Genomic DNA, 26,315 nt, shown 5'->3' on the forward strand with positions numbered 1-26,315 from the left:
GACAGGCCGTTTTCACTCGGATCAAATCAAGTACAGGAATACCTAAATCGCCGCCCGCAATTCCCGTGGCGACAGGCCGTAATGTGAGCGAAAGCGCACGGCAAAACGTGAGGCCGAGGCGTAGCCGCTGGCGCCGGCAATTTCACCGATGGGCCGAGAAGTGGTTTGCAACCATTGCAGCGCCGTTGCAAGTCGAACACTTTCCAGAATACTCCTGAAACTGCTCCCCTCATTGGCCAGTTGGCGCCGCAACGTCGACTCACCAAGGTTCAGGTGTTGTGCAACGCTCGCAACCGTCCAGTCGCTCTCAGGGCTGCCCATCAGCAACTGCTGCACACGTTCGCACAGTGGATCATTGCGATCCGTCAGCAGCGGTCCGGCCTGGCCGTTGAGGCTCAGGCTGAGCAGAACAGCTTCCCCATAGTGGGTGCGTAATGCATCCGGAGCGTTCGCATTGATGGCGGCCAATAACTGATCCCATGCCTGCGTCGTATGCCTGTCCAGAGGCACACACAGATCTGTCTTCGGGGCACGGTGACCACTCATGATCTGCCGGCCATATCGGCTGCTGAAGTTGCGCAGTGTCGAACCGGGAAAGGTCACGACATCAGCGATGTAGTGACCATGAAGGCCGGGGAAGTTCGAGATGCCAAGCTCGCGCCCGGCCGGCATCAGAATCAGATGTTGCGGCCCTGCGCGCATCTCCCGGTCATCCCATTGCAGCAGCTTTTCCCCCTGTCGCACTCGACACAAGGTGGTTGCGAATATCGGCACCCGTTGCAAGGTATGAGGCTGCCGCGCCCGTATGACACACGCATCGATAATGTTTTCCCGGTGCTGGATGCCGTCACAAGGGCGCATTGTTCTTAACGTCCGTAAGTTGAAGTGATGGTCGCTTTGGTCAAGGCGTTGGCATTGAGCATATAGCCCACCAAGGCTCCGCTGGCCTGGTTGTCGAGTGGCAACTTGTCGACTTTCAACGCCCATACGGTGAATTGATAGCGATGGGGCTTCTCCCCAACCGGAGGGCAAGGCCCGCCATATCCCGGTTGGCCATAATCGGTTCGCCCTTGTATTGCACCGGCAGGCAGGTTCGAACCGACTCCTCTTGGCAAACTTTTGGTTGAAGCGGGTAAATTCACCACCGTCCAATGCCACCAGCCGCTGCCGGTCGGCGCATCAGGGTCGTAGACCGTGATCGCGTAACTTTTAGTGCCCGCCGGGGCGTTAGACCAGGACAGTTGCGGAGACGTATTACCCCCTTCACAACCGAAACCCTGGAATACCTCGCGACTGGTCAGCGGGCGATTTTCAGCAATATCCTGGCTTGTCAGCGAGAAGTCGGCTGCGTGCCCAGTGAGGACGACCCCCATGGACAATGCGGATAGGATAATTCGGATGTTCATCGTGACCTCATCGGTGTCTTGGCGTGAAGCACGAGTCTAGAGAGAGCGCTGGGCGATTACTGTGCCGAAACGCTCGACCATTGTGCCTGAACGCTCTCTCGATCCAGGTAAGCCCCGCCGACTCAGACCGGTCCGAAAATATCCTTCATCGCCGCATACTGCAGCAGCATGATGGTCTTGGCATCGCAGATCTCCCCGCGATAAAACGCCTCAAGGGCGTCGTCGAACTTCCACTCCAGCACTTCCAGTTCCTCGGTTTCTTCTTCCAGCCCACCACCCTCGCTGACTTTTGAAGACGCGTCGTATTCGGCGATAAAGAAATGCAGTTTCTCCGTGACCGAACCGGGGCTCATGTAGGACTCGAACACCTTCTGCACATGGTGGACGCGATAGCCGGTTTCCTCTTCGGCCTCAGCGCGAATGCGCTCTTCAGGCGCAGCGCCTTCCAGCAGCCCCGCCGCCACTTCAATCAACAAACCATCATGGCCGTTGACGAACACCGGCAACCGGAACTGGCGAGTCAGCACGACGGTTTTCTTCTCGCGGTTGAACAGCAGAATCGCCGCGCCGTTGCCACGGTCGTAGACCTCGCGGCTCTGGCGCTGCCAGTCGCCGTTGTTGCGCAAGTAATCAAACGTGATTTTCTTCAGCAGATACCAGTCGTGGGACAACACCTGGGACTCGATGATGTTGACCCGCTCGGCTGTGTTCGACATGACAATTCATCCTTATTTTCGTCAGAGGGCGTCCATGTTAGGCGAAAACAGAAAAGCCCGGCATGGTTGCCGGGCCTCTTTTTTTAACGCTTTGTCCAATCCTTCAGAACGTGTTGATTCAGAGGGTTGGTGTTACTAGAAATCCAATTGGACTACACGCCAAAGTAACAAATGATTGTGTGCTTCAGGTCAGCGGCCCGGGAGTTCCAAACAAACTACGATCGCGATAGGCTCCCTCTTTGCCATATGGATGTAGCCCATGACCCTGCGAATTGAACTGTCGACAAACGCCACTCAGGAAGAACGCGAAGCAATCCTCACACCGCTGCGCGCCTACAACGCCTCAAAAGCCGGGCCCACGGTGTCAGAGCAGATTGCCTTGCTGGTACGCGATGACAATGACGAGATTCTCGGCGGGCTTTATGGCCGAGTGTTTTACCGGTGGTTTTTCATTGAATTGTTGTCGGTGCCGGACCAGGCCCGGGGACAAGGGATAGGCTCGAAGCTGATGCAGATGGCCGAAGACCTGGCGCGGGAGAAGGCGTGCATCGGCATCTGGCTGGACACCTTCGACTTCCAGGCGCCGGAGTTTTACAAGAAACACGGCTACAGCGAGCTGGGGCACATTGCCGATTACCCGCCGGGCCACAAGCGCTTCTTTTTCCAGAAGCGTTTGATGGATTTGTAAGCTTCGGTTTTTGGGGTGCCTTTTCTGGATCTTCGATCTTGCTTACAAACAGGTCGCCAACGCCGCCAAACGGCGCTTGGCGACAAAATCATCATGCTGGGCGTAGTAGCTCAAGGCCGTACCTGAAGCATCGCTGGTCACGTCCACGAAAGACTCGGCCGAACGGGTGTAGACCGTCGAGCCGCCCTTCTTGCCCGGCTGCAAATACGCGCCGGCATCGACGCCGAACACCGCCTCGTCCTGCCAGGCAAACTGCACGCACTGGGCGACGACTTTTTCCGGTTTGTCCGAGGTCAGGGTTTTGTACGGGGTTTTGGTGCGGGCGTCGTTCATCGCCGATCCGGCGCAGCCCGCCAGCAAGGTTGCGGCCAGCGCCACCATCAGAATTCGCATTGCGTTCGCTCATCAGGAAAAAGCGGACTTTACCACCGCGGCACGACGTATCGTTCTGCTTTACTTCATTTATACCGCGACACCGCGCAACGATTCGCGCACCCTGTCGCGCCGATAGCGTCGCATCGCCCATTTTTCAGGAAAGCCATGACACCCAATGCCGAGTTCTACAAACCCTCCACCGACTACGCCGACAAACTGATCAGCCAGATCGGCCAGACGCCGGCCTGGATCGCCAAGCGAATTGGCGTCACCGACAAGCGGATTCGCTACATTCTCGACGGCGAAAGAACCGTCAAAGGCGAAACCACGCCGATCCAGATGACCTACACCGAGCAGTTTGCCCTCGAGTGCCTGGCCGCGGCTGCCAAGGCGAACAAAAAGCAGTCTTCGTAATCCCTTCAAGGAGTGACCATGGCGGCAACTGAACAGCAACACGAGCAGGCGCTGAAGAAGTTTCTCGATCAGCGCCCCGAGCTGCGTGTCGAACTGGACAACCTTAATCCACTGTTGGCCCAGGCCAAAGGCGAGACAGTGACGCAGTACCGCGACGAGCGTTTGCATGAAGCGTTCGAAGCCGAGGCGGAGCGTCTGGGTTTGTTTGCCTGGGAGCTGACACTGCAACTGACCGCCGCCACGCCTGAGGATTACCACGCCCAACGCCTGGAGGTGCACAAGGAAGTCGCAGAGATGGCCGGTATGGACTGGCTGGAGTATTGCGAGTTATATGGGTTGACCAAGTAACCGTCGCAATCTCACCTACCCAAAGCCCTTCGCCGCCCCGCCGATAAAGCTTTATCATGGCCGCAGTTTTGCTGATCGAGTCCGTCATGAAATTCGCCATTGCGCTGTTTTCCGCCGCCCATGCGCCCTCCTCGCGCCGAGCCTTGCTGTTCGCCCAAGCCGCGCTGGCCAGCGGACATGAGATTGTCCGGCTGTTTTTCTATCAGGATGGCGTCTACAACGCGTCCGGCAGTGTGGTCACGCCTCAGGATGAGCAGGACTTGCCGAAACAATGGCGCACCTTTGTCAGCGAGCATCAACTCGATGGCGTGGTCTGCATCGCCGCCGCCCTGCGTCGTGGCGTGCTGAACGAGGAAGAAGCCCAGCGCTATCAGCGTGAAGCGGTCGCCGTGGGCGCGCCGTGGGAATTGTCCGGCCTTGGCCAGTTGCATGACGCGGTGCAGGACGCTGACCGCCTGATCTGTTTCGGAGGCGCGTGAGATGGCTAAATCCTTGCTGATTATCAGCCGTCAGGCGCCGTGGTCCGGGCCGAATGCGCGGGAAGCGCTGGACATTGTATTGGCCGGCGGTGCTTTCGATTTGCCAATCGGCCTGCTGTTTCTCGATGACGGCGTGTTCCAGCTCGCTGCGAAACAGGACGCCAAGGCGTTGCAGCAAAAAGACCTGAGCGCCAACCTGCAAGCCTTGCCGATGTTCGGCGTCGAAGACCTGTTCGTATGCGCTGACAGCGTAGCGGCCCGAGGCCTGGACCCCAAAGGTCTGTCGCTTGAAGAAGCCCGGGTACTGAGCGCCCAGGACATCACCGCCCTTATTGACCGTTACGACCAGGTGATCACCCTCTGATGTCGACTTTGCATGTGTTGTCTCATTCCCCTTTCGGCGACGAGCGCCTGAGCAGTTGCCTGCGCGTGATCGGCCCCAACGATGCGCTGCTGCTGAGTGGCGATGCGGCCTATGCCTTGCAGCCAGGCACCGCGCCATTCAGCTCTTTGCATGCTCGCAACCTGAAACTGTTCGTACTGGCCGAAGACGCACAGGCCCGTGCTGTGCAAGTTCCGGACTGGGCCAGTGCCATTGACTACCCGGCCTTCGTCGAACTGTCGATTCACTATGACAAGGTCAACAGTTGGCTATGAAATCCCTGACCGTTGGCGCCCGCGCCATTGAACTGGACAAGGACGGTTTCCTGGTGGAACTGAGCGACTGGTCTACCGAGGTGGCCACCGCTCTCGCCGCCGCCGAAGACATCGAGTTGAGCCCGGAACATTGGGAAATCCTCGAACTGCTGCGCCGTTTCTACGACGAATTCCAGTTGTCCCCGGCCACCCGCCCGTTGATCAAGTACACCGCATTGAAGCTCGGCCCCGACAAGGGCAACAGCCTGCACCTGAACCGACTGTTCAAAGGCACCCCTGCCAAACTCGCCGCGAAACTGGCGGGCCTGCCCAAACCGACGAATTGCTTATGACCGACTATCCAGCGCTGACCCTCGAAACGCCCGCCGAGCACCCGTTCGCCCAGTTCGTGCGGATTCTTGGCAAAGGCAAACGCGGCGCCCGTGATTTGACCCGCGAAGAAGCCCGCCAAGCCATGGGCATGGTGCTCGACGACAAGGTCGAGGACACCCAGCTCGGCGCGTTCCTGATGCTGTTGCGGCACAAGGAAGAGAGCGCCGAGGAAATGGCCGGGTTCACCGAAGCCTTGCGTGAACGCCTGAATCCACCGGCACTGGCGGTCGATCTGGATTGGCCGACGTACGCCGGCAAGAAGCGTCATTTGCCGTGGTATCTGCTGGCGGCCAAGTGCCTGGCGCAGAACGGCGTGCGCATCTTCATGCATGGCGGCGGCGCGCACACGGCAGGTCGGCTGTACAGCGAACAACTGCTCCAGACACTGAACATTCCACTGTGCCGTAACTGGCAGCAGGTCGGTGCGGCCCTCGATCAGGGCGGCCTGGCGTTCATGCCATTGGTGGACTGGGCCCCCCAGCTTCAGCGAATGATCGACCTGCGCAACACCCTGGGCCTGCGCTCGCCGATCCATTCCCTGGCGCGGATTCTCAACCCATTGGGCGCCCGTTGTGGCCTGCAAAGCATTTTCCACCCCGGCTACCAGGCAGTGCATCGCGATGCCAGCGGTCTGCTCGGGGACACGGCAATCGTCGTCAAGGGCGATGGCGGCGAGATTGAGATCAACCCGGACGCCGACAGTCACCTGTATGGCACCACCGGCGGCGAAAGCTGGGATGAAGAATGGCCGCAGCTGTCGAGCCAGCGCCACGTCAAACCGGCGAGCCTGGACCCGGAGCACTTGAAAGCCGTATGGCGTGGCGACGTGGTCGACAGCTACCCGCAAATGGCGCTGATCTCGACCATGGCCCTGGCCTTGCGCGGCCTCGGCCAGCCTCGCGAACAAGCCTTCGAAACCGCCCAGCAATATTGGGACGCCCGGGACCGATCGATTTAATCGATCATAACAGCCCAACCTTTGCGCTTTTTGTTCGAACCTATGCGCATAGACTCCTCTCCAACGCTTATAGGTTGAGGAGTCAGGCACATGGGTTTGTTAGTCGAAGGTCGCTGGCAGGATCAGTGGTACCAAAGCAGCAAGGATGGCGCGTTCCAGCGTGAACAGGCGCAGCGTCGTAACTGGCTGACCGCCGATGGCAAGCCAGGCCCGAGCGGCGTCGGTGGTTTTGCCGCCGAGGCCGGTCGCTATCACCTCTATGTGTCCCTCGCCTGCCCGTGGGCCCATCGCACGCTGATCCTGCGCAAACTCAAAGGCCTGGAAAGCCTGATCGACGTGTCGGTGGTCAGCTGGTTGATGCTGGAAAACGGCTGGACCTTCGATAAAAACCTCGGATCAACCGGCGACAAGCTCGATCATTTCAATTTCATGCACCAGCGCTACACCGCCGATACCGCCGACTACACCGGCCGTGTCACCGTGCCGGTGCTGTGGGACAAACAGACCAACCGCATCGTCAGCAATGAATCGGCGGAGATCATCCGCATGTTCAACAGCGCATTCGATGACTTGACCGGCAATGACCTGGATTTCTACCCCGCTCCGCTGCGCAACGAAATCGACGCCCTGAACGAGCGGATTTATCCAGCAGTGAACAACGGCGTCTATCGCGCCGGGTTTGCCACCTCGCAGCAGGCTTACGAAGAAGCGTTCGATGAGTTGTTTGCTGAGCTGGATCGGTTGGAGCAACTGCTGGGCGCGAATCGTTACCTGACGGGTGAATACCTGACCGAAGCGGATATCCGATTGTTCACCACGCTGATTCGTTTTGATGCGGTGTATCACGGCCACTTCAAATGCAATCTGCGGCGGATTGCCGATTATCCGAATCTGTCGAACTGGCTACAGGAAATTTATCAGTGGCCGGGGATTGCCGAAACGGTGGATTTCACCCACATCAAGAACCACTACTACGGCAGCCACAAGACCATCAATCCGACCGGGATTGTGCCTAAAGGGCCGGCGCAGGATTTCACCGGGGCGCATGATCGGGGGCGGTTGAGCGGGAAAGGGGTTTGGCGAGGGAATTAAGATCAAAAGATCGCAGCCTTCGGCAGCTCCTACAGGATTACGCGATCCTCTGTAGGAGCTGCCGAAGGCTCGGGCCGCGTTCGGACGATCTTTTTCCAACAGGCAGCACAGAAATCAGACCTGCGCCTGAGCCCCTTCGAACCACGCCAGTTTCTCGCGCAGTTGCACCACTTCCCCAACGATCACCAGTGTCGGCGCATGCACTTCATGCTCCGCCACCAGCCGTGGCAGGTCGGCCAGGGTGCCGGTAAATACCCGCTGATTGACCGTGGTGCCCTGCTGGATCAACGCCGCCGGGGTATCGGCCGCGCGACCGTGCTTGATCAGTTGCTCGCAGATGATCGGCAAGCCCACCAGCCCCATGTAAAACACCAGGGTTTGCGCCGGCGCAACCAGGTCGGCCCACGGCAAATCGGTGGAACCGTCCTTGAGGTGCCCGGTGACAAACCGCACTGACTGCGCGTAATCGCGGTGAGTCAGCGGAATCCCGGCATACGCCGCGCAACCGCTGGCAGCGGTAATGCCCGGCACGACCTGGAACGGGATGCCATGGGCCGCCAGTTCTTCGATCTCTTCGCCGCCACGCCCGAAAATGAACGGATCGCCACCCTTCAAGCGCACCACGCGCTTGCCGGCCTTGGCCAGATCCACCAGATGCTGGTTGATCTGTTCCTGAGGCACGGCGTGATCGGCGCGGCGCTTGCCGACGTAGACCCGCTCGGCATCGCGACGGCACAAATCCAGAATCGCCGGCGCCACCAGACGGTCATACAACACCACGTCGGCTTGCTGCATCAGGCGCAAGGCGCGGAAGGTCAACAGGTCGGGATCACCCGGCCCGGCGCCCACCAGATAAACCTCGCCAGTGGCTACAGGTGCTTCGCCATTGATTTTGGCCAGCATCAAGCGCTCGGCCTCGGCGCCCTGCCCGGCCAGTTGCCGGTCGGCAATCGGTCCCTGGAATACATCCTCCCAGAACGCCCGACGCTGTTGCACGTCCGGAAACAGGCCTTTGACCTGGTTGCGGAAACGCGCCGCCAGACCGGCCAGTTGACCGTAAGTGGAAGGAATCCAGGTTTCCAGCTTGGCGCGAATCAACCGCGCCAGCACCGGCGCATCGCCGCCACTGGACACGGCAATGATCAGCGGCGAACGGTCGACGATCGCCGGAAAGATCACGCTGCAAAGGGCCGGCGCGTCCACCACGTTGACCGGCACGCAACGCCGATGGGCATCGGCGGAGACTTGCGCGTTCAGCGGTTCGTCGTCGGTGGCGGCGATGATCAGCCCGCAACCGTCCAGATCCGCCTCGACGTAGCCACGCACCAGGCACTCGCCACCGCTGCCGGCTACCAGCTCACGCAACTGCGGTTCGATTTCAGGTGCGACCACTCGCAGCAGCGCACCGGCCTCGGCCAGCAGGCGGGATTTGCGCAAGGCAATCTCCCCCCCGCCGACGACCAACACACGACTGCCGCGAAGGTTATGAAACAGCGGCAGATAGTCCATTTAGCCGATGACCTCAAGGCCACCCATGTACGGCTTGAGCACTTCAGGCACGCGGATCGAACCGTCGGCCTGCTGATAGTTCTCAAGTACCGCCACCAGGGTACGACCGACCGCCAGGCCGGAACCGTTCAGGGTGTGCACCAGCTCAGGCTTGCCGGTTTCCGGGTTGCGGAAGCGCGCTTGCATGCGGCGGGCCTGGAAGTCGCCACAGTTGGAGCACGACGAAATCTCGCGGTACTTGTCCTGGCTCGGAATCCACACTTCCAGGTCGTAGGTCTTGACCGCGCTGAAGCCCATGTCGCCGGTGCACAGCGCCAGGGTGCGGTATGGCAGCTCCAGCAGTTGCAGGACTTTCTCGGCATTGGCGGTCAGGTTTTCCAGCGCTTGCATCGAGGTCGACGGCTCAACGATCTGGACCATCTCGACCTTGTCGAACTGGTGCTGACGGATCATCCCGCGAGTGTCGCGACCCGACGCGCCGGCCTCGCTGCGGAAGCACGGCGTGTGCGCCACGAACTTGATCGGCAGCAACTTCGAATCGACGATTTCGCCGGCCACAATGTTGGTCAGCGACACTTCAGCGGTCGGGATCAGGTACAGATCGGCTTCGCCGTCGCGGCTGATCTTGAACAGGTCTTCTTCGAATTTCGGCAACTGACCGGTGCCTTGCAGGGCCGGCGCTTGTACCAGATAAGGCGTGTAAGCCTCTTCGTAACCGTGTTCGTTGATGTGCAGGTTGATCATGAACTGCGCCAGTGCACGGTGCAGACGGGCGATCGGGCCGCGCAGCAGGGCGAAACGGGCGCCGGACAGTTTGGCGGCGGTTTCGAAATCCAGCCAGCCGAACTTCTCGCCCAGGGCCACGTGGTCCTGAACCGGGAAGTCGAAAGTCTTTGGCGTGCCCCAACGGCGCACTTCAACGTTGCCTTCTTCGTCATCGCCGACCGGCACCGATTCGTGCGGCAGGTTCGGAATGCCCAGCAGGATCGAATCCAGCTCGGTCTGGATCGCGTCCAGCTCGACTTTACCGGCGCTCAACTCGCCCGCCATGCGCTCGACATCCGCCATCAGCGGCGCGATGTCTTCGCCGCGCTGCTTGGCCTGGCCGATGGATTTGGAGCGCGCGTTACGTTCAGCCTGCAGAGCTTCGGTGCGGGTCTGGACGGTCTTGCGCTGTTCTTCCAGCGCTTCGATGCGCGCAACATCCAGGGCAAAGCCACGGGATGCCAGGCGGTCCGCTACGTCCTGAAGGTTGCTACGTAACAGTTTGGAATCGAGCATGTCGGTTTCTCGTTATCAAAGTTTGGTCAAGGACAGGCCAGCCCAGGTGGCGAGCAGCCCGCCGAATACGCTGATGGCCGCATAGCCCAAGGCCAGCGGCACTTGCCCGGTTTCCAGCAGGCGCACCGTATCCAGTGAAAAGGATGAAAAAGTCGTCAGCCCCCCGAGGAAGCCAACGATCAACCCGGCGCGTACCGCAAACGATACTTCCGGGCGAATCAAAAACAGGCCGTATAGAACGCCGATCAGCAAACAGCCCACGATATTAACGGCCAGCGTCGCGGTATAGAAGTGCCGCGGCCAATTCGCGTTGATCCAGTTACCGGTGGCGAAGCGCAACAGCGTGCCGGCGACACCGCCGACAGAAACCGCAACGATCAAAGGAATCACTATTTTCTCCGCTGTCGGGGGCTTAGACGGTCAAGCTGCGCGAGGTGGTTGAGCTTTTCGCCGATCTTCAGCTCCAGGCCGCGGGGCACGGGTTGATAGAACCGTTGTGGCTCCAACTCGTCCGGGAAGTAATCTTCGCCAGCGGCGTAGGCATCCGGTTCATCGTGGGCGTAACGATATTCATCGCCATAGCCCAATTGCTTCATCAACTTGGTCGGCGCATTGCGCAGGTGCAGCGGCACTTCCAGCGAACCGTGTTCGGTAGCGCTGCGCATCGCAGCCTTGAAGCCCATGTACACCGCGTTGCTTTTTGGCGCGCAAGCCAGATACGTAATGGCCTGGGCCACCGCCAATTCGCCTTCGGGGCTGCCGAGGCGCTCCTGCACTTCCCACGCCGCCAGGCACAGGCTCAGGGCGCGGGGGTCGGCGTTGCCGATGTCTTCGCTGGCCATGCGCACTACGCGTCGGGCCAGGTACAGCGGGTCGCAGCCGCCATCGATCATTCGCGCGAACCAGTACAAGGCGCCATCGGGGTTGGAACCGCGCACCGATTTATGCAGCGCCGATATCTGGTCGTAGAAGGCTTCGCCGCCCTTGTCGAAGCGCCGACGGGTATCGCCGAGCAGACTTTGCAGCAGGTCGATGCCGATTTCGCTGTTGTCTTCGGCCAGGTCCGAGGCATTTTCCAGCAGGTTGAGCAGACGCCGGCCATCGCCATCGGCGGCGGACAGCAGCATCTGGAAGCCCTCATCGCTGAGGGTCAGCTGCCGTTTGCCCAACCCGCGCTCTTCGGTCAGCGCGCGATGTACCAGTTTGCGCAGGGCTGCTTCGTCGAGGCTTTTGAGTACATAGACGCGCGCCCGGGACAGCAGCGCGTTGTTGAGTTCAAACGAGGGGTTTTCCGTGGTCGCGCCGATGAAAATCAGCGTGCCATCTTCAACGTATGGCAGGAACGCATCCTGCTGGGACTTGTTGAAGCGATGTACTTCATCAACGAACAGGATGGTGCGTTTACCGTACTGCCCGGCCTGCTGCTTGGCGACTTCCACCGCCTGACGAATCTCTTTGACCCCGGCCAGCACCGCCGAAACCGTTTCGAAGTGCGCATCCGAGACTTCCGCCAGCAGCCGTGCCAGGGTGGTTTTACCCACGCCCGGTGGCCCCCAGAAAATCATCGAGTGCAGGGCACCCTGCTCCAGGGCTTCGCGCAAAGGCTTGCCGCGAGCGAGCACGTGTTCCTGACCGACGTACTCGTCCAGATTGGCCGCACGCAAACGGGCGGCCAAGGGCTGAGCAATCGGGGCGCTGCGAAACAGGTCCATCACGTACTTTTAAAACCTCGAGTCAATTCTCAAGTTTGGCGAACACCACACAAGCCCGCTTCTACAGGTTTACTCCTGGATCACATCGGCACCCTTGGGGATGTCGAACTTGAATTTGGAGGCCGGGATCGGCTCGTTGGCCTTCACGCCGGTGAACAGGATGTTGGTGCGCTGGCCGACGCTGTCGATCATCTGCATATCATTGACCAGACCATTGCGGAACGACAGGCGCAGGCTGTCGAACAGGGTGTCCTTGGTTTTCGGCTTCAGGGTGAAGTCGATCACGCCGCCGGCTTCCTTGGCGCTGATGTCGAAGCTCTGGCTGATCTTGGACACGTCACCGGACAGCAGCAACGCCGGGGTCTGGGTCAGGCGCTGGTCGAGGGTCTTGATGGTGGCCTGTTCCAGATCCGGGTCCCACAGGGTCACTTTCTTACCGTCCGAGACCATGGTTTGCTCGGCCGGCGCGTTGGTGTGCCAGTAGAACAGGCCCGGACGCTGCAAGGACATTTCACCCGCAGTTTCTTGTAACTGGGTGCCGCTGCCATCGAGGGTCAGCTGGGAGAAGCGCGCGGTCAGGGTCTGGGATTTTTCCAGCAGTTGAGTCAGACGCGCCACGTCCTTGTCGTCGGCGTGGGCCGAGAGCGTGGTCAGAGCCAGTACCGGCAGCAACAGCATGCGGATAAGACGCATGGGAGTCCTCATAAACATTCGTGGGAGTGCGGGCGGCGCCTCAAGACGCCGCCCCTTTCAATACCGGATCAGTCGCGCACCGGGCCAGGGGCCAGGACTTCACGCGAACCGTTGGTGTTCATGGACGTTACGACCCCGGCCATTTCCATGGCTTCGATCATGCGCGCCGCGCGGTTGTAGCCGATTTTCAGCTTGCGCTGAACCGCGGAGATGGATGCGCGACGGCTTTCCAGGACGAACTGCACCGCTTCGTCGTAGAGCGCGTCGGTTTCGGCATCATCTTCACCGCCACCGCCGCCATTTTCAAAGCCGCTACCAGCCTCTTCGACACCGGCGAGGATGTCATCGTTGTACTCCGGCGCGCCGCGCAGTTTCCAGGCTTCAACCACCCGGTGCACCTCGTCATCGGACACGAATGCGCCGTGAACACGAATCGGCAGGCTGGTGCCCGGCGGCATGTACAACATATCACCGTGGCCCAGCAGTTGTTCGGCGCCGCCCTGGTCGATGATGGTCCGCGAATCGATCTTGCTCGATACCTGGAACGCCATACGCGTCGGGATGTTCGCCTTGATCAGGCCGGTGATCACGTCCACCGACGGACGCTGGGTCGCGAGGATCAAGTGGATACCCGCCGCACGCGCCTTCTGCGCGATACGCGCGATCAGCTCTTCAACCTTCTTGCCGACGATCATCATCATGTCGGCGAATTCGTCCACGACCACGACGATGGTCGGGAGTTTTTGCAGCAGCGGCGCCTCGTCGTGGATGCTTTCGCGCTTGTACAGCGGATCGCTCAACGGCTCGCCGGCGTCCTGGGCTTCCTTGACCTTGGCGTTGAAGCCCGACAGGTTACGCACGCCCATCTTCGCCATCAGTTTGTAGCGCCGCTCCATCTCGGCGACGCTCCAGCGCAAGGCGTTGGCGGCGTCCTTCATGTCGGTGACCACCGGGCACAGCAGGTGCGGGATGCCTTCGTAGATCGACAGCTCAAGCATTTTCGGGTCGATCATGATCAGCTTGGCGTCTTCAGGGCCCGACTTGAACAGAATCGACAGGATCATCGCGTTCACACCCACCGACTTACCGGAACCGGTCGTACCGGCCACCAGCAAGTGCGGCATTTTCGCCAGGTCGGTAATGACCGGTTTGCCGCCGATGTCATGACCCAGGGCCAGGGTGACCGGCGACTTGAAGTTATCGTACTCGGGGGTCGACAAGACCTCGGAGAACCGCACGATCTGCCGGTCTTCGTTAGGGATCTCGATACCGACCGTGGTCTTGCCCGGAATCACTTCCACCACGCGCACGCTGGTCACGGCCAGGGAACGGGCCAGGTCTTTGGCCAGGTTGGCAATGCGGCTGACTTTCACCCCGGCGGCAGGCTGGATTTCGTAACGGGTAATGACCGGGCCCGGATGAATCGAGTCTACCGAGACTTCGACGCCGAATTCCTTGAGCTTGATTTCCAGCAAGTGGCCGACGGCCGCCAGGGATTCAGGCGAATAATTGAGTTGTTTCTTTTCCGCCGGGTCGAGAATCGAAATCGGCGGCAAGGTGCCTTCCACGGCGCTGTCGACGAACAACGGCGCTTGTTTCTCTTTTTCCACGCGCTTGCTCGGAGCGGCCGGTTTGGGCGGCGCGGGAGCAATCACCGGCGGCACCTGCTTTTCGCGCTCGGACATGTGCTTGCTCAGGGCCTGCTCGCGCTCGATCAGGCGTTCCTTGACCTTGGCCTGCTCACGCTTGTCGGTGACCGTCGGCGCAACCACGTCATGCACGCGATCGTCGACTTCACGTAGCTGGGCGACCAGTTGCTTGCGTTCGGTACGGGCTGCCCACCAGCGATTGGCCGCGCCCTGAAACAATTCGAACAAATCGAGGGTGATCTTGCCGGTGACGTCCATCACCTTGAACCACGACAGGTCGGTGAATACCGTCAGGCCGAACAGGAACAGCGCAATGAACAGCAGCGTGCTGCCCTGAATATTCAGGGCATTCTTCGCCAGGTCGCCGAGGCTTTCACCCAAAGCGCCGCCCGCGCCGGCCGGCAGACCGGTCGCCGCATGGAAATGGATATGGGCAAGCGCCGCGCCCGACAGCACCAGAAACACCAGGCCGATCAGGCGCCAGGAAAACAGCCAGCCGCTCCACTGCCATGGCTCGTGGCGCTGACGGAAGATCTGATAGGCCTTGATCGCCAGCAATAGCGGGAAAATGTAGGCGAAGTAACCCAGGACCATGAACAGGATGTCGGCGCTGTAAGAACCGGCAGGCCCGCCGAAGTTCTGTACGTCGTCGATCTTGCTGTTATGGCTCCAGCCCGGATCGTCCTTGCCATAGGTCAACAAGGCCATCATCAGGAACAGGCACAAGGCACCGATGGCGATCAATGCACCTTCCTTGAGCCGGTAGTGCAATTGCTGGCGCCAGAGCGGAACGACTGTTTTAGGTGCTGCGGTGGATTTCTTCAAAACGCTTCTTTTCCTGCGCCCTTGGCGCGTCCATCTGTTGAATGACTATAAAAACTGCCCAATCCAGGCAGGTAAAAAAGTTAACAGTCCCAACCGGGACTACTTTTAACACTGTGCCCCGGTTTTTCGAAATACGGCACGCAGCGCTTTTTTGATACAAACACTGTTACAAGCGGGCATTGTACGGGTTTGTTCGCCCAATGCCATGCTTGAGACCCTTGGCTCCAGCATAGCCAACAGCACAATACGCGTCGTCCAATTTGAGCATGCATTCTCTTTTGTGACAAAGGCTTATGAGGTGTTTTTATGAGTGAAGCGAAGCATTCCCGCCTGATCATTCTGGGTTCCGGCCCTGCCGGTTACAGCGCAGCCGTTTATGCCGCTCGCGCCAACCTCAAACCCGTTGTCATTACCGGCATACAGGCCGGTGGCCAGCTGACCACCACCGTCGAAGTCGACAACTGGCCCGGCGACGTCGAAGGCCTGACCGGCCCGGTGCTGATGGAACGCATGCAGAAACACGCCGAACGCTTCGACACCGAGATCGTTTACGACCACATCCATACCGCCAAGTTGCAACAGCGCCCGTTCGAGCTCATCGGCGACAGCGGCACCTACACCTGTGATGCACTGATTATCGCCACCGGCGCTTCGGCCCAATACCTGGGGCTGCCATCGGAAGAAGCCTTTGCCGGCAAAGGGGTTTCGGCCTGCGCCACCTGCGATGGTTTCTTCTATCGCAACCAGGTGGTCGCGGTGGTCGGCGGCGGCAACACTGCGGTGGAAGAAGCCTTGTACCTGTCGAACATCGCCAAGGAGGTTCATCTGATTCACCGTCGCGACAAACTGCGTTCGGAGAAGATCCTGCAGGACAAGCTCTTCGAAAAAGCCGCCAACGGCAATATCCGCCTGCACTGGAACCAGAACCTGGACGAAATACTCGGTGACGCCAGCGGCGTGACCGGCGCCCGCCTGCGTCACAGCCATACCGGCGAAACCGCTGAACTGTCGCTGGCCGGCGTGTTCATCGCCATCGGCCACAAACCCAACACCGACCTGTTCCAGGGCCAGCTGCAGATGCGCAACGACTACCTGCTGGTCAAGGGCGGCAGTGAAGGCGACGCCACCGCCACCGCCATCCAGGGTGTATTCGCCGCCGGCGACGTGGCCGACCACGTTTACCGCCAGGCAGTGACCTCTGCCGGAGCTGGTTGCATGGCTGCGCTGGATGCCGAGAAGTATCTCGATGACATTCCCGGCGTTTGACGGTTAACCTTCTATCTGGCGGGTTTATCGGCCCGCCACCGCCCTCCCCTTCTGCAAGCCCGGATGCCATGCTGACTTGGTTACAACGCAATACCCTGACTTTTCCGCCGCTGGAAAAAGCCATGCGCGACCCCAACGGACTGCTGGCCGCGGGCGGCGATCTGTCCGCCGACCGTCTGATTCAGGCGTATCGCCATGGCTGCTTTCCGTGGTTCTCGGAAGGCCAACCGATTCTCTGGTGGTCGCCGGATCCGCGCACGGTGCTGTTTCCCGACGAACTGCACGTCTCCCGCAGCCTGAATAAACTGCTGCGCCAACAACGCTATCAAGTGACCTTCGATCGGGATTTTGCCGCGGTCATCAGCGCCTGCGCCGCGCCGCGCGAGTACGCCGATGGCACCTGGATCACCCAAGCGATGCAGGACGCCTACGTCGAACTGCACAGGCGCGGCTACGCCCATTCGGTGGAGGTCTGGGACGATGGCGTGCTGGTCGGCGGGCTCTACGGCCTGGCCATGGGACAGCTGTTTTTCGGTGAGTCGATGTTCAGCCGCGCCGACAACGCCTCCAAATATGGCTTTGCCACGCTGGTGCGACATCTGAAAGACTCAGGTTTTGTGCTGATCGATTGCCAGATGCCTACCGATCATCTGCACAGCCTGGGCGCCCGAGCGATTCCCCGCACCGAGTTTGCCGGCTACCTTGCCCGGCACCTGGATCAACCCGGTCGTGCCACCTGGGTTTGCTGAGCGACATTGGCCCGTGTGGCTTACACTTAATGCGGGGAGACGAATTGAGAAAGTCCCCTTATCAAAAGTTTATCCCGAGGGTTGATCATGACCGAGTTGGCGCGTTTGAAGTTCTATGCCACTCAGCCCCACTCTTGCAGTTATCTGCCCGAGGAGCAGGCCACTACGCTGTTCCTCGATCCCAGTCAGCCCATGGATGTGCATGTCTACGCAGATCTGTCGGAAATGGGCTTTCGTCGCAGTGGCGATCATCTCTACCGGCCCCATTGCCAGAATTGCAATGCGTGCGTACCGGCGCGCATTCCTGTAGCGCAATTTACCCCCAACCGCCAGCAGAAACGCATTCTCAAACGCAATGCCGACCTGCAGGTACGCCCGGCCCGACCAACGTTCAGCGAGGAGTATTTCGACCTCTATCAGCGCTACATCGAACAGCGCCACGCCGACGGCGATATGTATCCGCCGAGTCGCGATCAGTTCTCGACCTTCCTGGTGCGTGACCTGCCGTTCTCCCGCTTCTACGAATTTCGTCTCGAAGGCCGACTGGTGGCGGTGGCCGTCACCGACTTGCTGCCCAATGGCCTGTCAGCGGTGTACACCTTCTACGAGCCTGGCGAGGAGCGTCGCAGCCTTGGGCGTTACGCGATTCTCTGGCAGATTGCCGAAGCCGGGCGCCTGGGGCTGGAAGCGGTCTATCTCGGCTACTGGATCAAAAACTGCAAAAAAATGAGCTACAAGACCCAATATCGCCCTATCGAACTGCTGATTAATCAACGTTGGGTCATCCTGAACTAGAACCCCTTGGCTTAAACCCCACTTTTCGGGCACAATGCACGCCGCTTTTGCCTGGCGCAGTTGCACCGGGCCATTCATTGGACACCGAGGGCTTTACTGCATGTCGAAAGAAGACAGCTTCGAAATGGAAGGCACTGTCGTCGACACCCTGCCCAACACCATGTTTCGTGTGGAGTTGGAAAATGGGCACGTCGTAACCGCGCATATCTCCGGCAAGATGCGCAAGAACTACATTCGTATTCTTACCGGCGACAAAGTGCGCGTCGAGCTGACGCCCTATGACTTGAGCAAAGGGCGCATCACCTACCGCGCTCGCTAATCAAGTCAATACAAAACGCCCGGCTATGCCGGGCGTTTTTGTTTGCCTGCGATTTAACGGCCGCCGAAACCCGATTGCGCAGGGGGGGTGTCGGTGTGTCGGCCAGACAGCAAAAAGGCGCCTTTCGGCGCCTTTTGCTTTGTTGCGGTTAACGTCAGGCCATTTCAGCCGTGGTCTCGTACTCGAAGGTCAGCTCGCCGTCCTTGATGTCGATGTGCACCACACCGCCATGCTCAGCCAGTTCGCCAAAGAGAATCTCCTCCGCCAGCGGACGCTTGATCTTGTCCTGAATCAAGCGCGCCATTGGTCGAGCCCCCATGGTCACGTCGTAACCACCGGCAGCCAGCCAGCTGCGAGCAGCGTCGGTGACTTCCAGCAGCACACGCTTGTCTTCCAGCTGCGCCTGAAGTTCGGTAAGGAACTTGTCCACCACGCTTTTGATGACCTCATGACTGAGGCGACCAAACTGGATAATGGTGTCCAGACGGTTGCGGAATTCCGGCGTGAAGCTCTTCTTGATCACTTCCATCGCATCGGACGAGTGGTCCTGATAGGTGAAACCGATCGAAGCACGCGCTGCAGTCTCGGCACCGGCGTTGGTCGTCATGATGACGATCACGTTACGGAAGTCCGCCTTGCGCCCGTTGTTATCGGTCAGCGTACCGTGGTCCATGACCTGCAACAGCAGGTTGAAAACTTCCGGATGCGCCTTCTCGATTTCATCGAGCAACAATACGCAGTGAGGCTGCTTGGTGATGGCTTCGGTCAGCAGACCGCCCTGGTCGAACCCGACATAGCCTGGAGGCGCACCGATCAGACGCGATACGGTGTGGCGCTCCATGTACTCGGACATGTCGAAGCGAACCAGCTCGACCCCCAACGCCTTGGCCAGCTGCCGCGCAGCTTCGGTTTTACCGACACCGGTCGGGCCTGCGAACAGGAACGAACCGACGGGCTTGTCAGGCGACTTGAGGCCGGCACGGGACAGTTTGATCGCGGTCGACAGTGAGTCGATCGCCGCATCCTGACCGAATACCGTGAGCTTCAGGTCACGCTCAAGGTTACGCAGCAGCTCTTTGTCGGAGCTGGTGACGTGTTTTGGCGGAATTCGCGCGATTTTCGCAACGATGTCCTCGACCTGAGGCACTTCAATGCGTTTCACGCGCTTCTCGACTGGCTGCAGACGCTGATAGGCGCCCGCCTCGTCGATGACGTCGATGGCCTTGTCCGGCATGTGCCGGTCATTGATGTAACGCGACGCCAGTTCGGCAGCGGCGCGCAGGGCTTCATCACTGTATTCAATGTTGTGATGGAGCTCGAATCGCCCTTTCAGGCCACGCAGGATACCGATGGTGTCTTCCACCGAAGGCTCCGACACATCGACCTTCTGGAAGCGCCGGGCCAAGGCACGGTCCTTCTCGAAGATCCCGCGAAATTCCTGGAACGTGGTCGAACCGATGCAGCGAATATCGCCCGAAGACAACAATGGCTTGAGCAGGTTCGAGGCATCCATGACACCACCGGACGCAGCGCCCGCACCGATGATGGTGTGGATCTCGTCGATGAACAGGATCGCCTGCGGACGTTTTTTCAGTTCATTGAGCAACGCCTTGAAGCGCTTCTCGAAATCGCCGCGGTATTTGGTTCCGGCCAGCAAGGCCCCCAGATCGAGGGAATACACCACGCTGTTGGCCAGCAGGTCCGGCACCTGATTGTCGACAATGCGTTTGGCCAGGCCTTCGGCAATCGCGGTTTTACCCACGCCCGCCTCGCCCACCAGCAGCGGATTGTTTTTGCGACGACGCGCCAGGATCTGCGCGACGCGCTCGACTTCGAGCTCACGACCTACCAATGGATCGATACGACCCTGGCGCGCGAGTTCGTTGAGGTTGCTGGCATAAGCATCCAGAGGATTGCCTGAAGAAGAAGACTCACCGCCCTCGTCGTCCTGCATATCTTGTTCACCTTCAGAGTGATCGCCATGCCCTGGCACTTTGGAAATGCCATGGGCGATGTAGTTGACGACATCAATGCGCGCAACGCTCTGCTGTTTCAGCAGAAACACTGCCTGACTCTCTTGCTCACTGAAGATCGCGACCAGCACGTTGGCGCCAGTCACTTCGCGTTTGCCCGAGCTCTGTACATGAAAGACAGCACGTTGCAGTACACGCTGGAAGCCCAGGGTTGGCTGGGTTTCACGATCCTCGTCATGCAAGGGGATCAATGGCGTGGTGGAGTCGATGAACTCCTGCAGGTCATGCTTGAGTTTGTCGAGGTTTGCGCCGCAGGCACGCAAAACGGTAGCGGCAGCCTCATTATCCAATAGGGCCAGCAGCAGGTGTTCGACGGTCATGAATTCATGACGCTTCGAACGAGCCTCCTTGAAGGCTAGATTGAGGGTGACTTCGAGCTCGCGGTTTAACATAGCTTCACCTCATACCCAAGTGGTCGGCGATTAACCGTCCTTCTCGATTTCACAGAGTAGCGGATGCTGGCTTTCCCTGGCGTACTGGTTGACCTGCATGGCCTTGGTCTCGGCGATGTCGCGGGTAAACACTCCACATACTGCCCGTCCTTCTGTATGGACGGCCAGCATGACCTTGGTCGCCAGCTCGCGATTCAGGTTAAAAAACACCTCGAGCACTTCGACGACGAAATCCATCGGTGTGTAGTCATCGTTGAACAAAACCACCTTGTACATAGGCGGCGCCTGTAAAGCAGGCTTAGCCTCCTGAACAGCAATGCCTGCGGAATCGTCGTCGTGTAAATCAGGGCGATCCTGATTGAATGTTAGTCGAATCTGGCTGATTGCATGCATGGAAAGAAAGGTTCGTCAGTTGTGCAAATACAGTGGTGGGGGCGCCCATCGACGATTTCAACTCCGACTGCCCGGTCACCTTGACTATCGGGAAAACGGTGTTACAACCAATAGAGCCCACAGTGGGTAAAAAAGGTCCGCGGAGTCAATCCTGTTTGCAAGATTAGACTGCGGATTAACTGGATGATACTCCAGTGATGGAGTCTGTTGCAGAGGGATATGGGTATGGCTGTCGGTAAGGTGAAATGGTTCAACAATGCCAAGGGGTTCGGTTTCATTAATACCGACGCCAGGGAAGGTCGTGACGAGGACGGAAAAGAAATCGATTTCTTTGCCCACTACTCAGCCATTGATATGAATGGATACAAGACCCTCAAGGCCGGGCAAGCCGTATACTTTGACATTGTTCAAGGCCCCAAGGGGCTGCATGCCGTCAAAATTATGGACAAAGTGGCCATTGACGCAGCAGCCGCCGCAGCCGCAGCAGCAGCCGCTACCAGCAGCCACGCCAAAGCCGTGAGCTGATTCATACCACCCAAGGCATCCAGTCATAAAAAAACCGCCCGACTCGATCACTCAAGCCGGGCGGTTTTATTGCAGCCGCTCTTCGCTTACATGTGCGAGATCAGCGCATCACCGAAGCCCGAAGACGACACCAGTTTGGCACCGTCCATCAGACGCTCGAAGTCGTAGGTCACGGTTTTAGCACCAATGGCGCCATTGGTGCCCTTGATGATCAGATCGGCCGCTTCGGTCCAGCCCATGTGGCGCAGCATCATTTCAGCGGACAGAATCAGCGAACCCGGGTTGACCTGGTCCTTGCCGGCGTACTTCGGCGCGGTGCCGTGGGTGGCTTCGAACATGGCCACGGTGTCGGACAGGTTCGCACCCGGCGCAATACCGATACCGCCCACTTCCGCCGCCAGGGCGTCGGAGAGGTAGTCACCGTTGAGGTTCAGGGTGGCGATCACATCGTACTCGGCCGGACGCAGCAGGATCTGCTGAAGCATGGCGTCGGCGATGGCGTCCTTGACGATGACGTTCTTGCCGGTTTTCGGGTTCTTGAACTGCATCCATGGACCGCCATCGAGCAGGGTCGCGCCGAATTCTTCGGCAGCCACTTCGTAGGCCCATTCCTTGAAGGCACCTTCGGTGAACTTCATGATGTTGCCTTTGTGCACGATGGTCAGCGAGTCGCGGTCATTGTCGACCACATACTGCAGGGCCTTGCGCGCCAGACGCTTGGTGCCTTCCAGGGAAACCGGCTTGACGCCGATACCGCAATTCTGGTCGAAACGGATCTTGGTGACGCCCATTTCTTCTTTAAGGAACTTGATGACCTTGGTCGCTTCCGGCGAACCGGCCTTCCATTCGATACCGGCATAAATGTCTTCCGAGTTTTCGCGGAAGATGGTCATGTCGACGTCGCCCGGCTTCTTGACCGGACTCGGCACGCCTTCAAACCAGCGCACCGGACGCAGGCACACATACAGGTCGAGTTGCTGGCGCAGCGCCACGTTCAGGGAACGGATGCCACCGCCGACCGGCGTGGTCAGAGGGCCCTTGATGGAAACCACGTAATCCTTGACCGCGTCCAGGGTTTCCTGAGGCAGCCAGGTGTCCTGATCGTAAACCTGAGTCGCTTTCTCCCCGGCGTAGACTTCCATCCAGGAAATTTTGCGCTCGCCGCCGTAAGCCTTCTTAACAGCAGCATCGACAACCTTGATCATGACCGGGCTGATATCAACGCCAATACCATCGCCTTCAATGAAGGGAATGATCGGGTTGTTAGGAACATTGAGAGAATGGTCCGCGTTGACGGTAATTTTTTCGCCGACGGCTGGAACCTGAATCTTCTTGTATCCCATGCTGAACTCCATTGTTTGGATTGAACATCTGGCTTCGTCCGAGCGTACCCCAGTTAAATCGGCGCGCAAACCCTATGTTCCGTCCATCTGCCGCGAAGCTGCACAGTTCGTGACGTACAAGCCTGAAAGTAAAGGGAAAAGCGCCAAACTCAAGCACGCCATACAAGGCTACTCCCCACACCTGCCTGCGACCTTTAGACCAATGGACGAGAATCGTTGCATATGAACCATCGGCAGATTGCCAGCTACCTATGTATAATGCCGCCGCTGACCACAGAGTCACGACGGCCGACCGCTCTGCCACTGCAAATGTAGCCGAGATCCTGGGCCCGAAAAAGCAGGATTGTTACCGCAGTCCACCCGCTTGACGCTCGACCGATGCACCCAACATCACAGCAAAGAAACCTCGACATTCGGCTCATGGATGACTTTGAACGAACGCGCTTACCCGGCGCCCCTCGAGTTTCTGTGCACGCTTTAGCAAAGAAGAGAGAGTTAATCCGAATATGCCCACCCGCTCGAAGATCATCTATACCTTCACCGACGAAGCCCCAGCCCTCGCCACCTATTCACTGTTGCCTATCGTAGAGGCCTTCACCGCCTCCGCTGATATCGCCGTTGAAACCCGCGATATCTCTCTTGCAGGGCGCATCCTGGCCAGCTTCCCCGAGCAATTGGGTGACAAAGCGGTAGCCGACCACCTCGCCGAACTGGGCGACCTGGCCGTTACACCTGAAGCCAACATCATCAAGCTGCCGAACATCAGCGCTTCGGTTCCGCAACTGCAGGCCGCGATCAAAGAGCTGCAAGCCCAGGGCTATGCACTGCCGGACTACCCGGAAACCGTGACCAGCGACGCCGACAAAGAAGCCAAGGCCCGCTACGACAAGATCAAGGGCAGCGCCGTAAACCCGGTTCTGCGTGAAGGCAACTCCGATCGTCGTGCACCGCTGTCGGTCAAGAACTATGCGCGCAAGCACCCGCACAAAATGGGCGCCTGGGCCAAGGACTCCAAGTCCCACGTGGCTCACATGAGCACCGGCGATTTCTACGGCAGCGAAAAAGCCGCCCTGATCGACGCCGCTGACGCCGTTAAAATCGAACTGATCGCTCAAGACGGCACCACCACCGTCCTGAAAGAAAAAACCACCGTACAAGCCGGTGAGATCCTCGATTGCGCGGTCATGAGCAAAAACGCGCTGCGCAGCTTCATCGCAGCCGAGATCGAAGACGCCAAGGCCAAAGGCGTGCTGCTGTCGGTTCACCTCAAAGCCACCATGATGAAGGTCTCCGACCCGATCATGTTCGGCCAGATCGTTGCCGAGTTCTATAAAGACGCACTGGCCAAGCACGCTGACGTGCTGGCGCAGATCGGCTTCAACCTGAACAACGGCATCGGCGACCTGTACGCTCGCATCAAGGCTTTGCCTGGCGATCAACAAGCGCAGATCGAAGCGGACATCCAGGCGGTCTACGCCGTTCGCCCTTCGCTGGCTATGGTCAACTCCGACAAAGGCATCACCAACCTGCACGTGCCGAGCGACGTCATCGTCGACGCCTCGATGCCAGCAATGATCCGTGACTCCGGCAAGATGTGGGGCACCGACGGCCAGCTGCACGACACCAAGGCCGTGATCCCGGATCGCTGCTACGCCACCATCTACCAGGCGGTGATTGAAGACTGCAAGGCAAACGGCGCCTTCGATCCGACCACCATGGGCAGCGTGCCAAACGTTGGCCTGATGGCGAAAAAAGCCGAAGAGTACGGCTCGCACGACAAGACGTTCCAGATCAAGGCCAACGGCGTTGTTCGTGTCACCGACAGCAAAGGCACCCTGCTGCTGGAACAGTCGGTTGAAGCCGGCGACATCTTCCGCATGTGCCAGACCAAAGACGCACCGATCCAGGACTGGGTCAAACTGGCCGTCAACCGTGCTCGCGCAAGCAGCACTCCAGCGATTTTCTGGCTGGACCCAATGCGCGCCCACGACGGCGTAGTGATCGAGAAAGTTCAGGCTTACCTGAAGGATCACGACACGTCCGGCCTGGACATCCGCATCATGTCGCCAGTCGAGGCGATGAAGTTCACCCTGGAGCGCACTCGGTCCGGCCTCGACACCATTTCGGTGACCGGCAACGTATTGCGCGACTACCTGACTGACCTGTTCCCGATCATGGAACTGGGCACCAGCGCCAAGATGCTGTCGATCGTTCCGCTGATGAATGGCGGCGGTCTGTTCGAAACCGGCGCTGGCGGTTCGGCACCGAAGCACGTTCAGCAACTGCTGGAAGAAAACTTCCTGCGCTGGGATTCCCTGGGCGAGTTCCTGGCCCTGGCCGCCTCCCTTGAGCATTTGGGTGTGACTTACAACAACCCTAAAGCGCTGGTGCTGGCCAAGACTCTGGATCAGGCCACTGGCCAGTTCCTCGACAACAACAAGTCGCCATCGCGCAAAGTCGGCAACATCGACAACCGCGGCAGCCACTTCTACCTGGCGCTGTACTGGGCTCAGGCCCTGGCCGCCCAGACCGAAGACGCTGCACTGCAAGCGCAGTTCGGCGAACTGGCCAAAACCCTGACCGCGAACGAAGCAACCATCGTTGCCGAGCTCAATGCCGTTCAGGGCAAGCCAGTGGACATCGGCGGTTACTACCACGCCAATGCCGAGCTGATCAGCAAGGCCATGCGCCCGAGCGCAACCTTCAACGCCGCGATTGCTGCGTTGGTTTAAGGTTGTAAGGATGCAAGGAAGCCCCGGCCCAGTGCCGGGGTTTCTGTTTGTGGCACACGCAACCTTTGTAGCACCCCATAATGAATCGAGGACATTTCATGGATTGGCTACCCCACATCACCGTCGCCACCATCGTCGAAGACAACGGTCGTTTCCTGATGGTCGAAGAATCCAAGCACGGACGAACGGTGCTCAACCAGCCCGCCGGCCATCTGGACCCGGACGAAACCCTGATCGAGGCCGCCGTACGCGAAACCCTCGAAGAAACCGGCTGGGACGTCGAGCCAACCGGCGTAATAGGCATTTATCTCTACACCGCCCCGAGCAACGGAGTCACCTATCAACGCGTCTGCTTCACCGCCAAAGCGCTGAAACACCATCCCGATTATCAATTGGACGACGGTATTGTCGGCGCGAAATGGCTGACGCGTGACGAACTGCTGCAACAGCGCGCAAACTGGCGCAGTGAGCTGATCATCCGCTGCATCGATGATTATCTGGACGGTAAACACTTCAGCCTCGAGCTGATCCGCCCTTCTCTTTAGCCTTGCAGGCTTGAGCCTGCTAGAATCGCGTCCTTTTTCAAGACACTCA

The 26,315-nt window shown here is 59.2% G+C and carries 29 protein-coding genes; 16 read left to right on the plus strand and 13 right to left on the minus strand.

The genetic code is table 11. The features are described 5' to 3' along the window. Nucleotides 1-42: 42 nt before the first annotated feature. The 3 genes from ACCC96_RS07340 to ACCC96_RS07350 all read right to left on the minus strand — a co-directional run bounded on the left by ACCC96_RS07340 (nucleotide 43) and on the right by ACCC96_RS07350 (nucleotide 2,122). Nucleotides 43-861, minus strand: a complete 819-nt coding sequence (locus ACCC96_RS07340) for a helix-turn-helix transcriptional regulator (protein WP_413695345.1) — start codon at nucleotides 859-861, stop codon at nucleotides 43-45. Between the two features lie 5 nt (nucleotides 862-866). Next, complete coding sequence (locus ACCC96_RS07345) at nucleotides 867-1,406, minus strand: kinase inhibitor (protein ID WP_413695346.1); 540 nt, start codon at nucleotides 1,404-1,406, stop codon at nucleotides 867-869. Between the two features lie 122 nt (nucleotides 1,407-1,528). Then, nucleotides 1,529-2,122: an NUDIX domain-containing protein gene (locus ACCC96_RS07350; protein ID WP_413695347.1), complete on the minus strand. Its 594-nt coding sequence runs from the start codon at nucleotides 2,120-2,122 to the stop codon at nucleotides 1,529-1,531. A gap of 259 nt (nucleotides 2,123-2,381) precedes the next feature. Between ACCC96_RS07350 and ACCC96_RS07355 the strand changes: the two genes are divergently transcribed. Further along, complete coding sequence (locus tag ACCC96_RS07355; RefSeq protein WP_413695348.1) at nucleotides 2,382-2,810, plus strand: GNAT family N-acetyltransferase; 429 nt, start codon at nucleotides 2,382-2,384, stop codon at nucleotides 2,808-2,810. A 42-nt stretch (nucleotides 2,811-2,852) separates the two neighbouring features. Here the strand turns inward: ACCC96_RS07355 and ACCC96_RS07360 are convergent, their stop codons facing one another. Next, nucleotides 2,853-3,203, minus strand: coding sequence for a hypothetical protein (locus tag ACCC96_RS07360; RefSeq protein ID WP_007941140.1), 351 nt, complete (start codon nucleotides 3,201-3,203; stop codon nucleotides 2,853-2,855). Between the two features lie 147 nt (nucleotides 3,204-3,350). Between ACCC96_RS07360 and ACCC96_RS07365 the strand changes: the two genes are divergently transcribed. The 8 genes from ACCC96_RS07365 (at nucleotide 3,351) to ACCC96_RS07400 (ending at nucleotide 7,505) form a co-directional block, all read left to right on the plus strand. Next, on the plus strand, nucleotides 3,351-3,599 hold the full coding sequence (locus ACCC96_RS07365) for a hypothetical protein (RefSeq protein ID WP_413695349.1): 249 nt from the start codon (nucleotides 3,351-3,353) through the stop codon (nucleotides 3,597-3,599). 18 nt (nucleotides 3,600-3,617) lie between these two features. Continuing rightward, on the plus strand, nucleotides 3,618-3,947 hold the full coding sequence (locus ACCC96_RS07370) for a DUF6388 family protein (RefSeq protein ID WP_413695350.1): 330 nt from the start codon (nucleotides 3,618-3,620) through the stop codon (nucleotides 3,945-3,947). 86 nt (nucleotides 3,948-4,033) lie between these two features. After that, on the plus strand, nucleotides 4,034-4,426 hold the full coding sequence (gene tusD, locus ACCC96_RS07375; protein ID WP_258669362.1) for a sulfurtransferase complex subunit TusD: 393 nt from the start codon (nucleotides 4,034-4,036) through the stop codon (nucleotides 4,424-4,426). Nucleotide 4,427: 1 nt separating this feature from the next. Further along, a complete protein-coding gene (gene tusC / locus ACCC96_RS07380; RefSeq protein ID WP_028941281.1) occupies nucleotides 4,428-4,790 on the plus strand; it encodes a sulfurtransferase complex subunit TusC in 363 nt (120 codons plus the stop codon). Further along, the gene (tusB, locus tag ACCC96_RS07385; protein ID WP_258669365.1) at nucleotides 4,790-5,083 is read left to right on the plus strand and encodes a sulfurtransferase complex subunit TusB; all 294 of its coding nucleotides are present in this window, start codon (nucleotides 4,790-4,792) and stop codon (nucleotides 5,081-5,083) included. The genes tusC and tusB overlap by 1 nt, the downstream gene beginning before the upstream one ends. Beyond that, a complete protein-coding gene (locus ACCC96_RS07390; RefSeq protein WP_007941133.1) occupies nucleotides 5,080-5,415 on the plus strand; it encodes a TusE/DsrC/DsvC family sulfur relay protein in 336 nt (111 codons plus the stop codon). Before tusB ends, ACCC96_RS07390 begins: the two co-directional genes overlap by 4 nt. After that, nucleotides 5,412-6,413, plus strand: coding sequence for a glycosyl transferase family protein (locus ACCC96_RS07395; RefSeq protein ID WP_413695351.1), 1,002 nt, complete (start codon nucleotides 5,412-5,414; stop codon nucleotides 6,411-6,413). The genes ACCC96_RS07390 and ACCC96_RS07395 overlap by 4 nt, the downstream gene beginning before the upstream one ends. A 90-nt stretch (nucleotides 6,414-6,503) precedes the next feature. Beyond that, the gene (locus ACCC96_RS07400) at nucleotides 6,504-7,505 is read left to right on the plus strand and encodes a glutathione S-transferase family protein (protein WP_413695352.1); all 1,002 of its coding nucleotides are present in this window, start codon (nucleotides 6,504-6,506) and stop codon (nucleotides 7,503-7,505) included. A gap of 114 nt (nucleotides 7,506-7,619) precedes the next feature. Here ACCC96_RS07400 and cysG read toward each other — a convergent pair whose 3' ends face one another. The 6 genes from cysG to ACCC96_RS07430 form a co-directional block, all read right to left on the minus strand. Then, a complete protein-coding gene (gene cysG / locus ACCC96_RS07405) occupies nucleotides 7,620-9,014 on the minus strand; it encodes a siroheme synthase CysG (RefSeq protein ID WP_019580092.1) in 1,395 nt (464 codons plus the stop codon). Next, entirely contained in the window at nucleotides 9,015-10,295 is a 1,281-nt protein-coding gene (serS, locus tag ACCC96_RS07410; protein ID WP_258669397.1) for a serine--tRNA ligase, read from the minus strand. A gap of 15 nt (nucleotides 10,296-10,310) precedes the next feature. Beyond that, nucleotides 10,311-10,685, minus strand: coding sequence for a fluoride efflux transporter CrcB (crcB, locus tag ACCC96_RS07415; protein WP_007941127.1), 375 nt, complete (start codon nucleotides 10,683-10,685; stop codon nucleotides 10,311-10,313). After that, on the minus strand, nucleotides 10,685-12,007 hold the full coding sequence (locus ACCC96_RS07420) for a replication-associated recombination protein A (RefSeq protein ID WP_413695353.1): 1,323 nt from the start codon (nucleotides 12,005-12,007) through the stop codon (nucleotides 10,685-10,687). Before ACCC96_RS07420 ends, crcB begins: the two co-directional genes overlap by 1 nt. A gap of 69 nt (nucleotides 12,008-12,076) precedes the next feature. Beyond that, entirely contained in the window at nucleotides 12,077-12,700 is a 624-nt protein-coding gene (lolA, locus tag ACCC96_RS07425; protein WP_018925528.1) for an outer membrane lipoprotein chaperone LolA, read from the minus strand. Between the two features lie 68 nt (nucleotides 12,701-12,768). Then, nucleotides 12,769-15,174 carry a DNA translocase FtsK gene (locus ACCC96_RS07430; protein WP_019580089.1) on the minus strand — a complete coding sequence of 802 codons (2,406 nt, stop codon included), beginning with the start codon at nucleotides 15,172-15,174 and terminating at the stop codon, nucleotides 12,769-12,771. 306 nt (nucleotides 15,175-15,480) lie between these two features. Between ACCC96_RS07430 and trxB the strand changes: the two genes are divergently transcribed. From trxB to infA, 4 genes are all read left to right on the plus strand, one after another. Next, nucleotides 15,481-16,440, plus strand: a complete 960-nt coding sequence (gene trxB / locus ACCC96_RS07435) for a thioredoxin-disulfide reductase (RefSeq protein ID WP_413695354.1) — start codon at nucleotides 15,481-15,483, stop codon at nucleotides 16,438-16,440. Nucleotides 16,441-16,508: 68 nt separating this feature from the next. Further along, nucleotides 16,509-17,189 (plus strand): leucyl/phenylalanyl-tRNA--protein transferase, encoded by a 681-nt coding sequence (gene aat, locus ACCC96_RS07440; RefSeq protein ID WP_018925526.1) that lies wholly within the window; start codon nucleotides 16,509-16,511, stop codon nucleotides 17,187-17,189. Nucleotides 17,190-17,276: 87 nt separating this feature from the next. Next, entirely contained in the window at nucleotides 17,277-17,984 is a 708-nt protein-coding gene (locus tag ACCC96_RS07445) for an arginyltransferase (RefSeq protein ID WP_018925525.1), read from the plus strand. 100 nt (nucleotides 17,985-18,084) lie between these two features. Next, nucleotides 18,085-18,303: a translation initiation factor IF-1 gene (gene infA, locus ACCC96_RS07450; protein ID WP_002553999.1), complete on the plus strand. Its 219-nt coding sequence runs from the start codon at nucleotides 18,085-18,087 to the stop codon at nucleotides 18,301-18,303. Nucleotides 18,304-18,457: 154 nt separating this feature from the next. Here infA and clpA read toward each other — a convergent pair whose 3' ends face one another. Beyond that, nucleotides 18,458-20,728: an ATP-dependent Clp protease ATP-binding subunit ClpA gene (gene clpA / locus ACCC96_RS07455; protein WP_019648478.1), complete on the minus strand. Its 2,271-nt coding sequence runs from the start codon at nucleotides 20,726-20,728 to the stop codon at nucleotides 18,458-18,460. A gap of 30 nt (nucleotides 20,729-20,758) precedes the next feature. Continuing rightward, the gene (gene clpS / locus ACCC96_RS07460) at nucleotides 20,759-21,121 is read right to left on the minus strand and encodes an ATP-dependent Clp protease adapter ClpS (protein ID WP_015094394.1); all 363 of its coding nucleotides are present in this window, start codon (nucleotides 21,119-21,121) and stop codon (nucleotides 20,759-20,761) included. 225 nt (nucleotides 21,122-21,346) lie between these two features. Between clpS and ACCC96_RS07465 the strand changes: the two genes are divergently transcribed. Next, nucleotides 21,347-21,646, plus strand: a complete 300-nt coding sequence (locus ACCC96_RS07465; protein WP_309475216.1) for a cold shock domain-containing protein — start codon at nucleotides 21,347-21,349, stop codon at nucleotides 21,644-21,646. An 86-nt stretch (nucleotides 21,647-21,732) separates the two neighbouring features. Here the strand turns inward: ACCC96_RS07465 and icd are convergent, their stop codons facing one another. Then, entirely contained in the window at nucleotides 21,733-22,989 is a 1,257-nt protein-coding gene (icd, locus tag ACCC96_RS07470; protein WP_019580084.1) for an NADP-dependent isocitrate dehydrogenase, read from the minus strand. Between the two features lie 506 nt (nucleotides 22,990-23,495). Between icd and ACCC96_RS07475 the strand changes: the two genes are divergently transcribed. Then, on the plus strand, nucleotides 23,496-25,721 hold the full coding sequence (locus ACCC96_RS07475; RefSeq protein ID WP_413695355.1) for an NADP-dependent isocitrate dehydrogenase: 2,226 nt from the start codon (nucleotides 23,496-23,498) through the stop codon (nucleotides 25,719-25,721). 98 nt (nucleotides 25,722-25,819) lie between these two features. Then, nucleotides 25,820-26,266, plus strand: a complete 447-nt coding sequence (locus tag ACCC96_RS07480) for an NUDIX hydrolase (RefSeq protein ID WP_018925520.1) — start codon at nucleotides 25,820-25,822, stop codon at nucleotides 26,264-26,266. Nucleotides 26,267-26,315 lie beyond the last annotated feature (49 nt).

The sequence above is a fragment of the Pseudomonas sp. Pseusp11 genome (assembly GCF_047304405.1).
In the GTDB taxonomy this organism is placed as follows: domain Bacteria; phylum Pseudomonadota; class Gammaproteobacteria; order Pseudomonadales; family Pseudomonadaceae; genus Aquipseudomonas.

Coding starts and splice junctions, on each gene's coding strand:
- tusB (WP_258669365.1), top strand. CDS start 4,790: ATGTCGACTTTGCATGTGTTGTCTCATTCCCCTTTCGGCGACGAGCGC.
- tusD (WP_258669362.1), top strand. CDS start 4,034: ATGAAATTCGCCATTGCGCTGTTTTCCGCCGCCCATGCGCCCTCCTCG.
- ACCC96_RS07365 (WP_413695349.1), top strand. CDS start 3,351: ATGACACCCAATGCCGAGTTCTACAAACCCTCCACCGACTACGCCGAC.
- cysG (WP_019580092.1), bottom strand. CDS start 9,014: ATGGACTATCTGCCGCTGTTTCATAACCTTCGCGGCAGTCGTGTGTTG.
- icd (WP_019580084.1), bottom strand. CDS start 22,989: ATGGGATACAAGAAGATTCAGGTTCCAGCCGTCGGCGAAAAAATTACC.
- serS (WP_258669397.1), bottom strand. CDS start 10,295: ATGCTCGATTCCAAACTGTTACGTAGCAACCTTCAGGACGTAGCGGAC.
- ACCC96_RS07475 (WP_413695355.1), top strand. CDS start 23,496: ATGCCCACCCGCTCGAAGATCATCTATACCTTCACCGACGAAGCCCCA.
- ACCC96_RS07420 (WP_413695353.1), bottom strand. CDS start 12,007: ATGGACCTGTTTCGCAGCGCCCCGATTGCTCAGCCCTTGGCCGCCCGT.
- ACCC96_RS07350 (WP_413695347.1), bottom strand. CDS start 2,122: ATGTCGAACACAGCCGAGCGGGTCAACATCATCGAGTCCCAGGTGTTG.
- ACCC96_RS07395 (WP_413695351.1), top strand. CDS start 5,412: ATGACCGACTATCCAGCGCTGACCCTCGAAACGCCCGCCGAGCACCCG.
- aat (WP_018925526.1), top strand. CDS start 16,509: ATGCTGACTTGGTTACAACGCAATACCCTGACTTTTCCGCCGCTGGAA.
- ACCC96_RS07400 (WP_413695352.1), top strand. CDS start 6,504: ATGGGTTTGTTAGTCGAAGGTCGCTGGCAGGATCAGTGGTACCAAAGC.
- lolA (WP_018925528.1), bottom strand. CDS start 12,700: ATGCGTCTTATCCGCATGCTGTTGCTGCCGGTACTGGCTCTGACCACG.
- ACCC96_RS07360 (WP_007941140.1), bottom strand. CDS start 3,203: ATGCGAATTCTGATGGTGGCGCTGGCCGCAACCTTGCTGGCGGGCTGC.
- ACCC96_RS07390 (WP_007941133.1), top strand. CDS start 5,080: ATGAAATCCCTGACCGTTGGCGCCCGCGCCATTGAACTGGACAAGGAC.
- ACCC96_RS07480 (WP_018925520.1), top strand. CDS start 25,820: ATGGATTGGCTACCCCACATCACCGTCGCCACCATCGTCGAAGACAAC.
- trxB (WP_413695354.1), top strand. CDS start 15,481: ATGAGTGAAGCGAAGCATTCCCGCCTGATCATTCTGGGTTCCGGCCCT.
- tusC (WP_028941281.1), top strand. CDS start 4,428: ATGGCTAAATCCTTGCTGATTATCAGCCGTCAGGCGCCGTGGTCCGGG.
- ACCC96_RS07340 (WP_413695345.1), bottom strand. CDS start 861: ATGCGCCCTTGTGACGGCATCCAGCACCGGGAAAACATTATCGATGCG.
- ACCC96_RS07445 (WP_018925525.1), top strand. CDS start 17,277: ATGACCGAGTTGGCGCGTTTGAAGTTCTATGCCACTCAGCCCCACTCT.
- ACCC96_RS07370 (WP_413695350.1), top strand. CDS start 3,618: ATGGCGGCAACTGAACAGCAACACGAGCAGGCGCTGAAGAAGTTTCTC.
- ACCC96_RS07345 (WP_413695346.1), bottom strand. CDS start 1,406: ATGAACATCCGAATTATCCTATCCGCATTGTCCATGGGGGTCGTCCTC.
- clpA (WP_019648478.1), bottom strand. CDS start 20,728: ATGTTAAACCGCGAGCTCGAAGTCACCCTCAATCTAGCCTTCAAGGAG.
- infA (WP_002553999.1), top strand. CDS start 18,085: ATGTCGAAAGAAGACAGCTTCGAAATGGAAGGCACTGTCGTCGACACC.
- ACCC96_RS07355 (WP_413695348.1), top strand. CDS start 2,382: ATGACCCTGCGAATTGAACTGTCGACAAACGCCACTCAGGAAGAACGC.
- ACCC96_RS07465 (WP_309475216.1), top strand. CDS start 21,347: ATGGCTGTCGGTAAGGTGAAATGGTTCAACAATGCCAAGGGGTTCGGT.
- clpS (WP_015094394.1), bottom strand. CDS start 21,121: ATGCATGCAATCAGCCAGATTCGACTAACATTCAATCAGGATCGCCCT.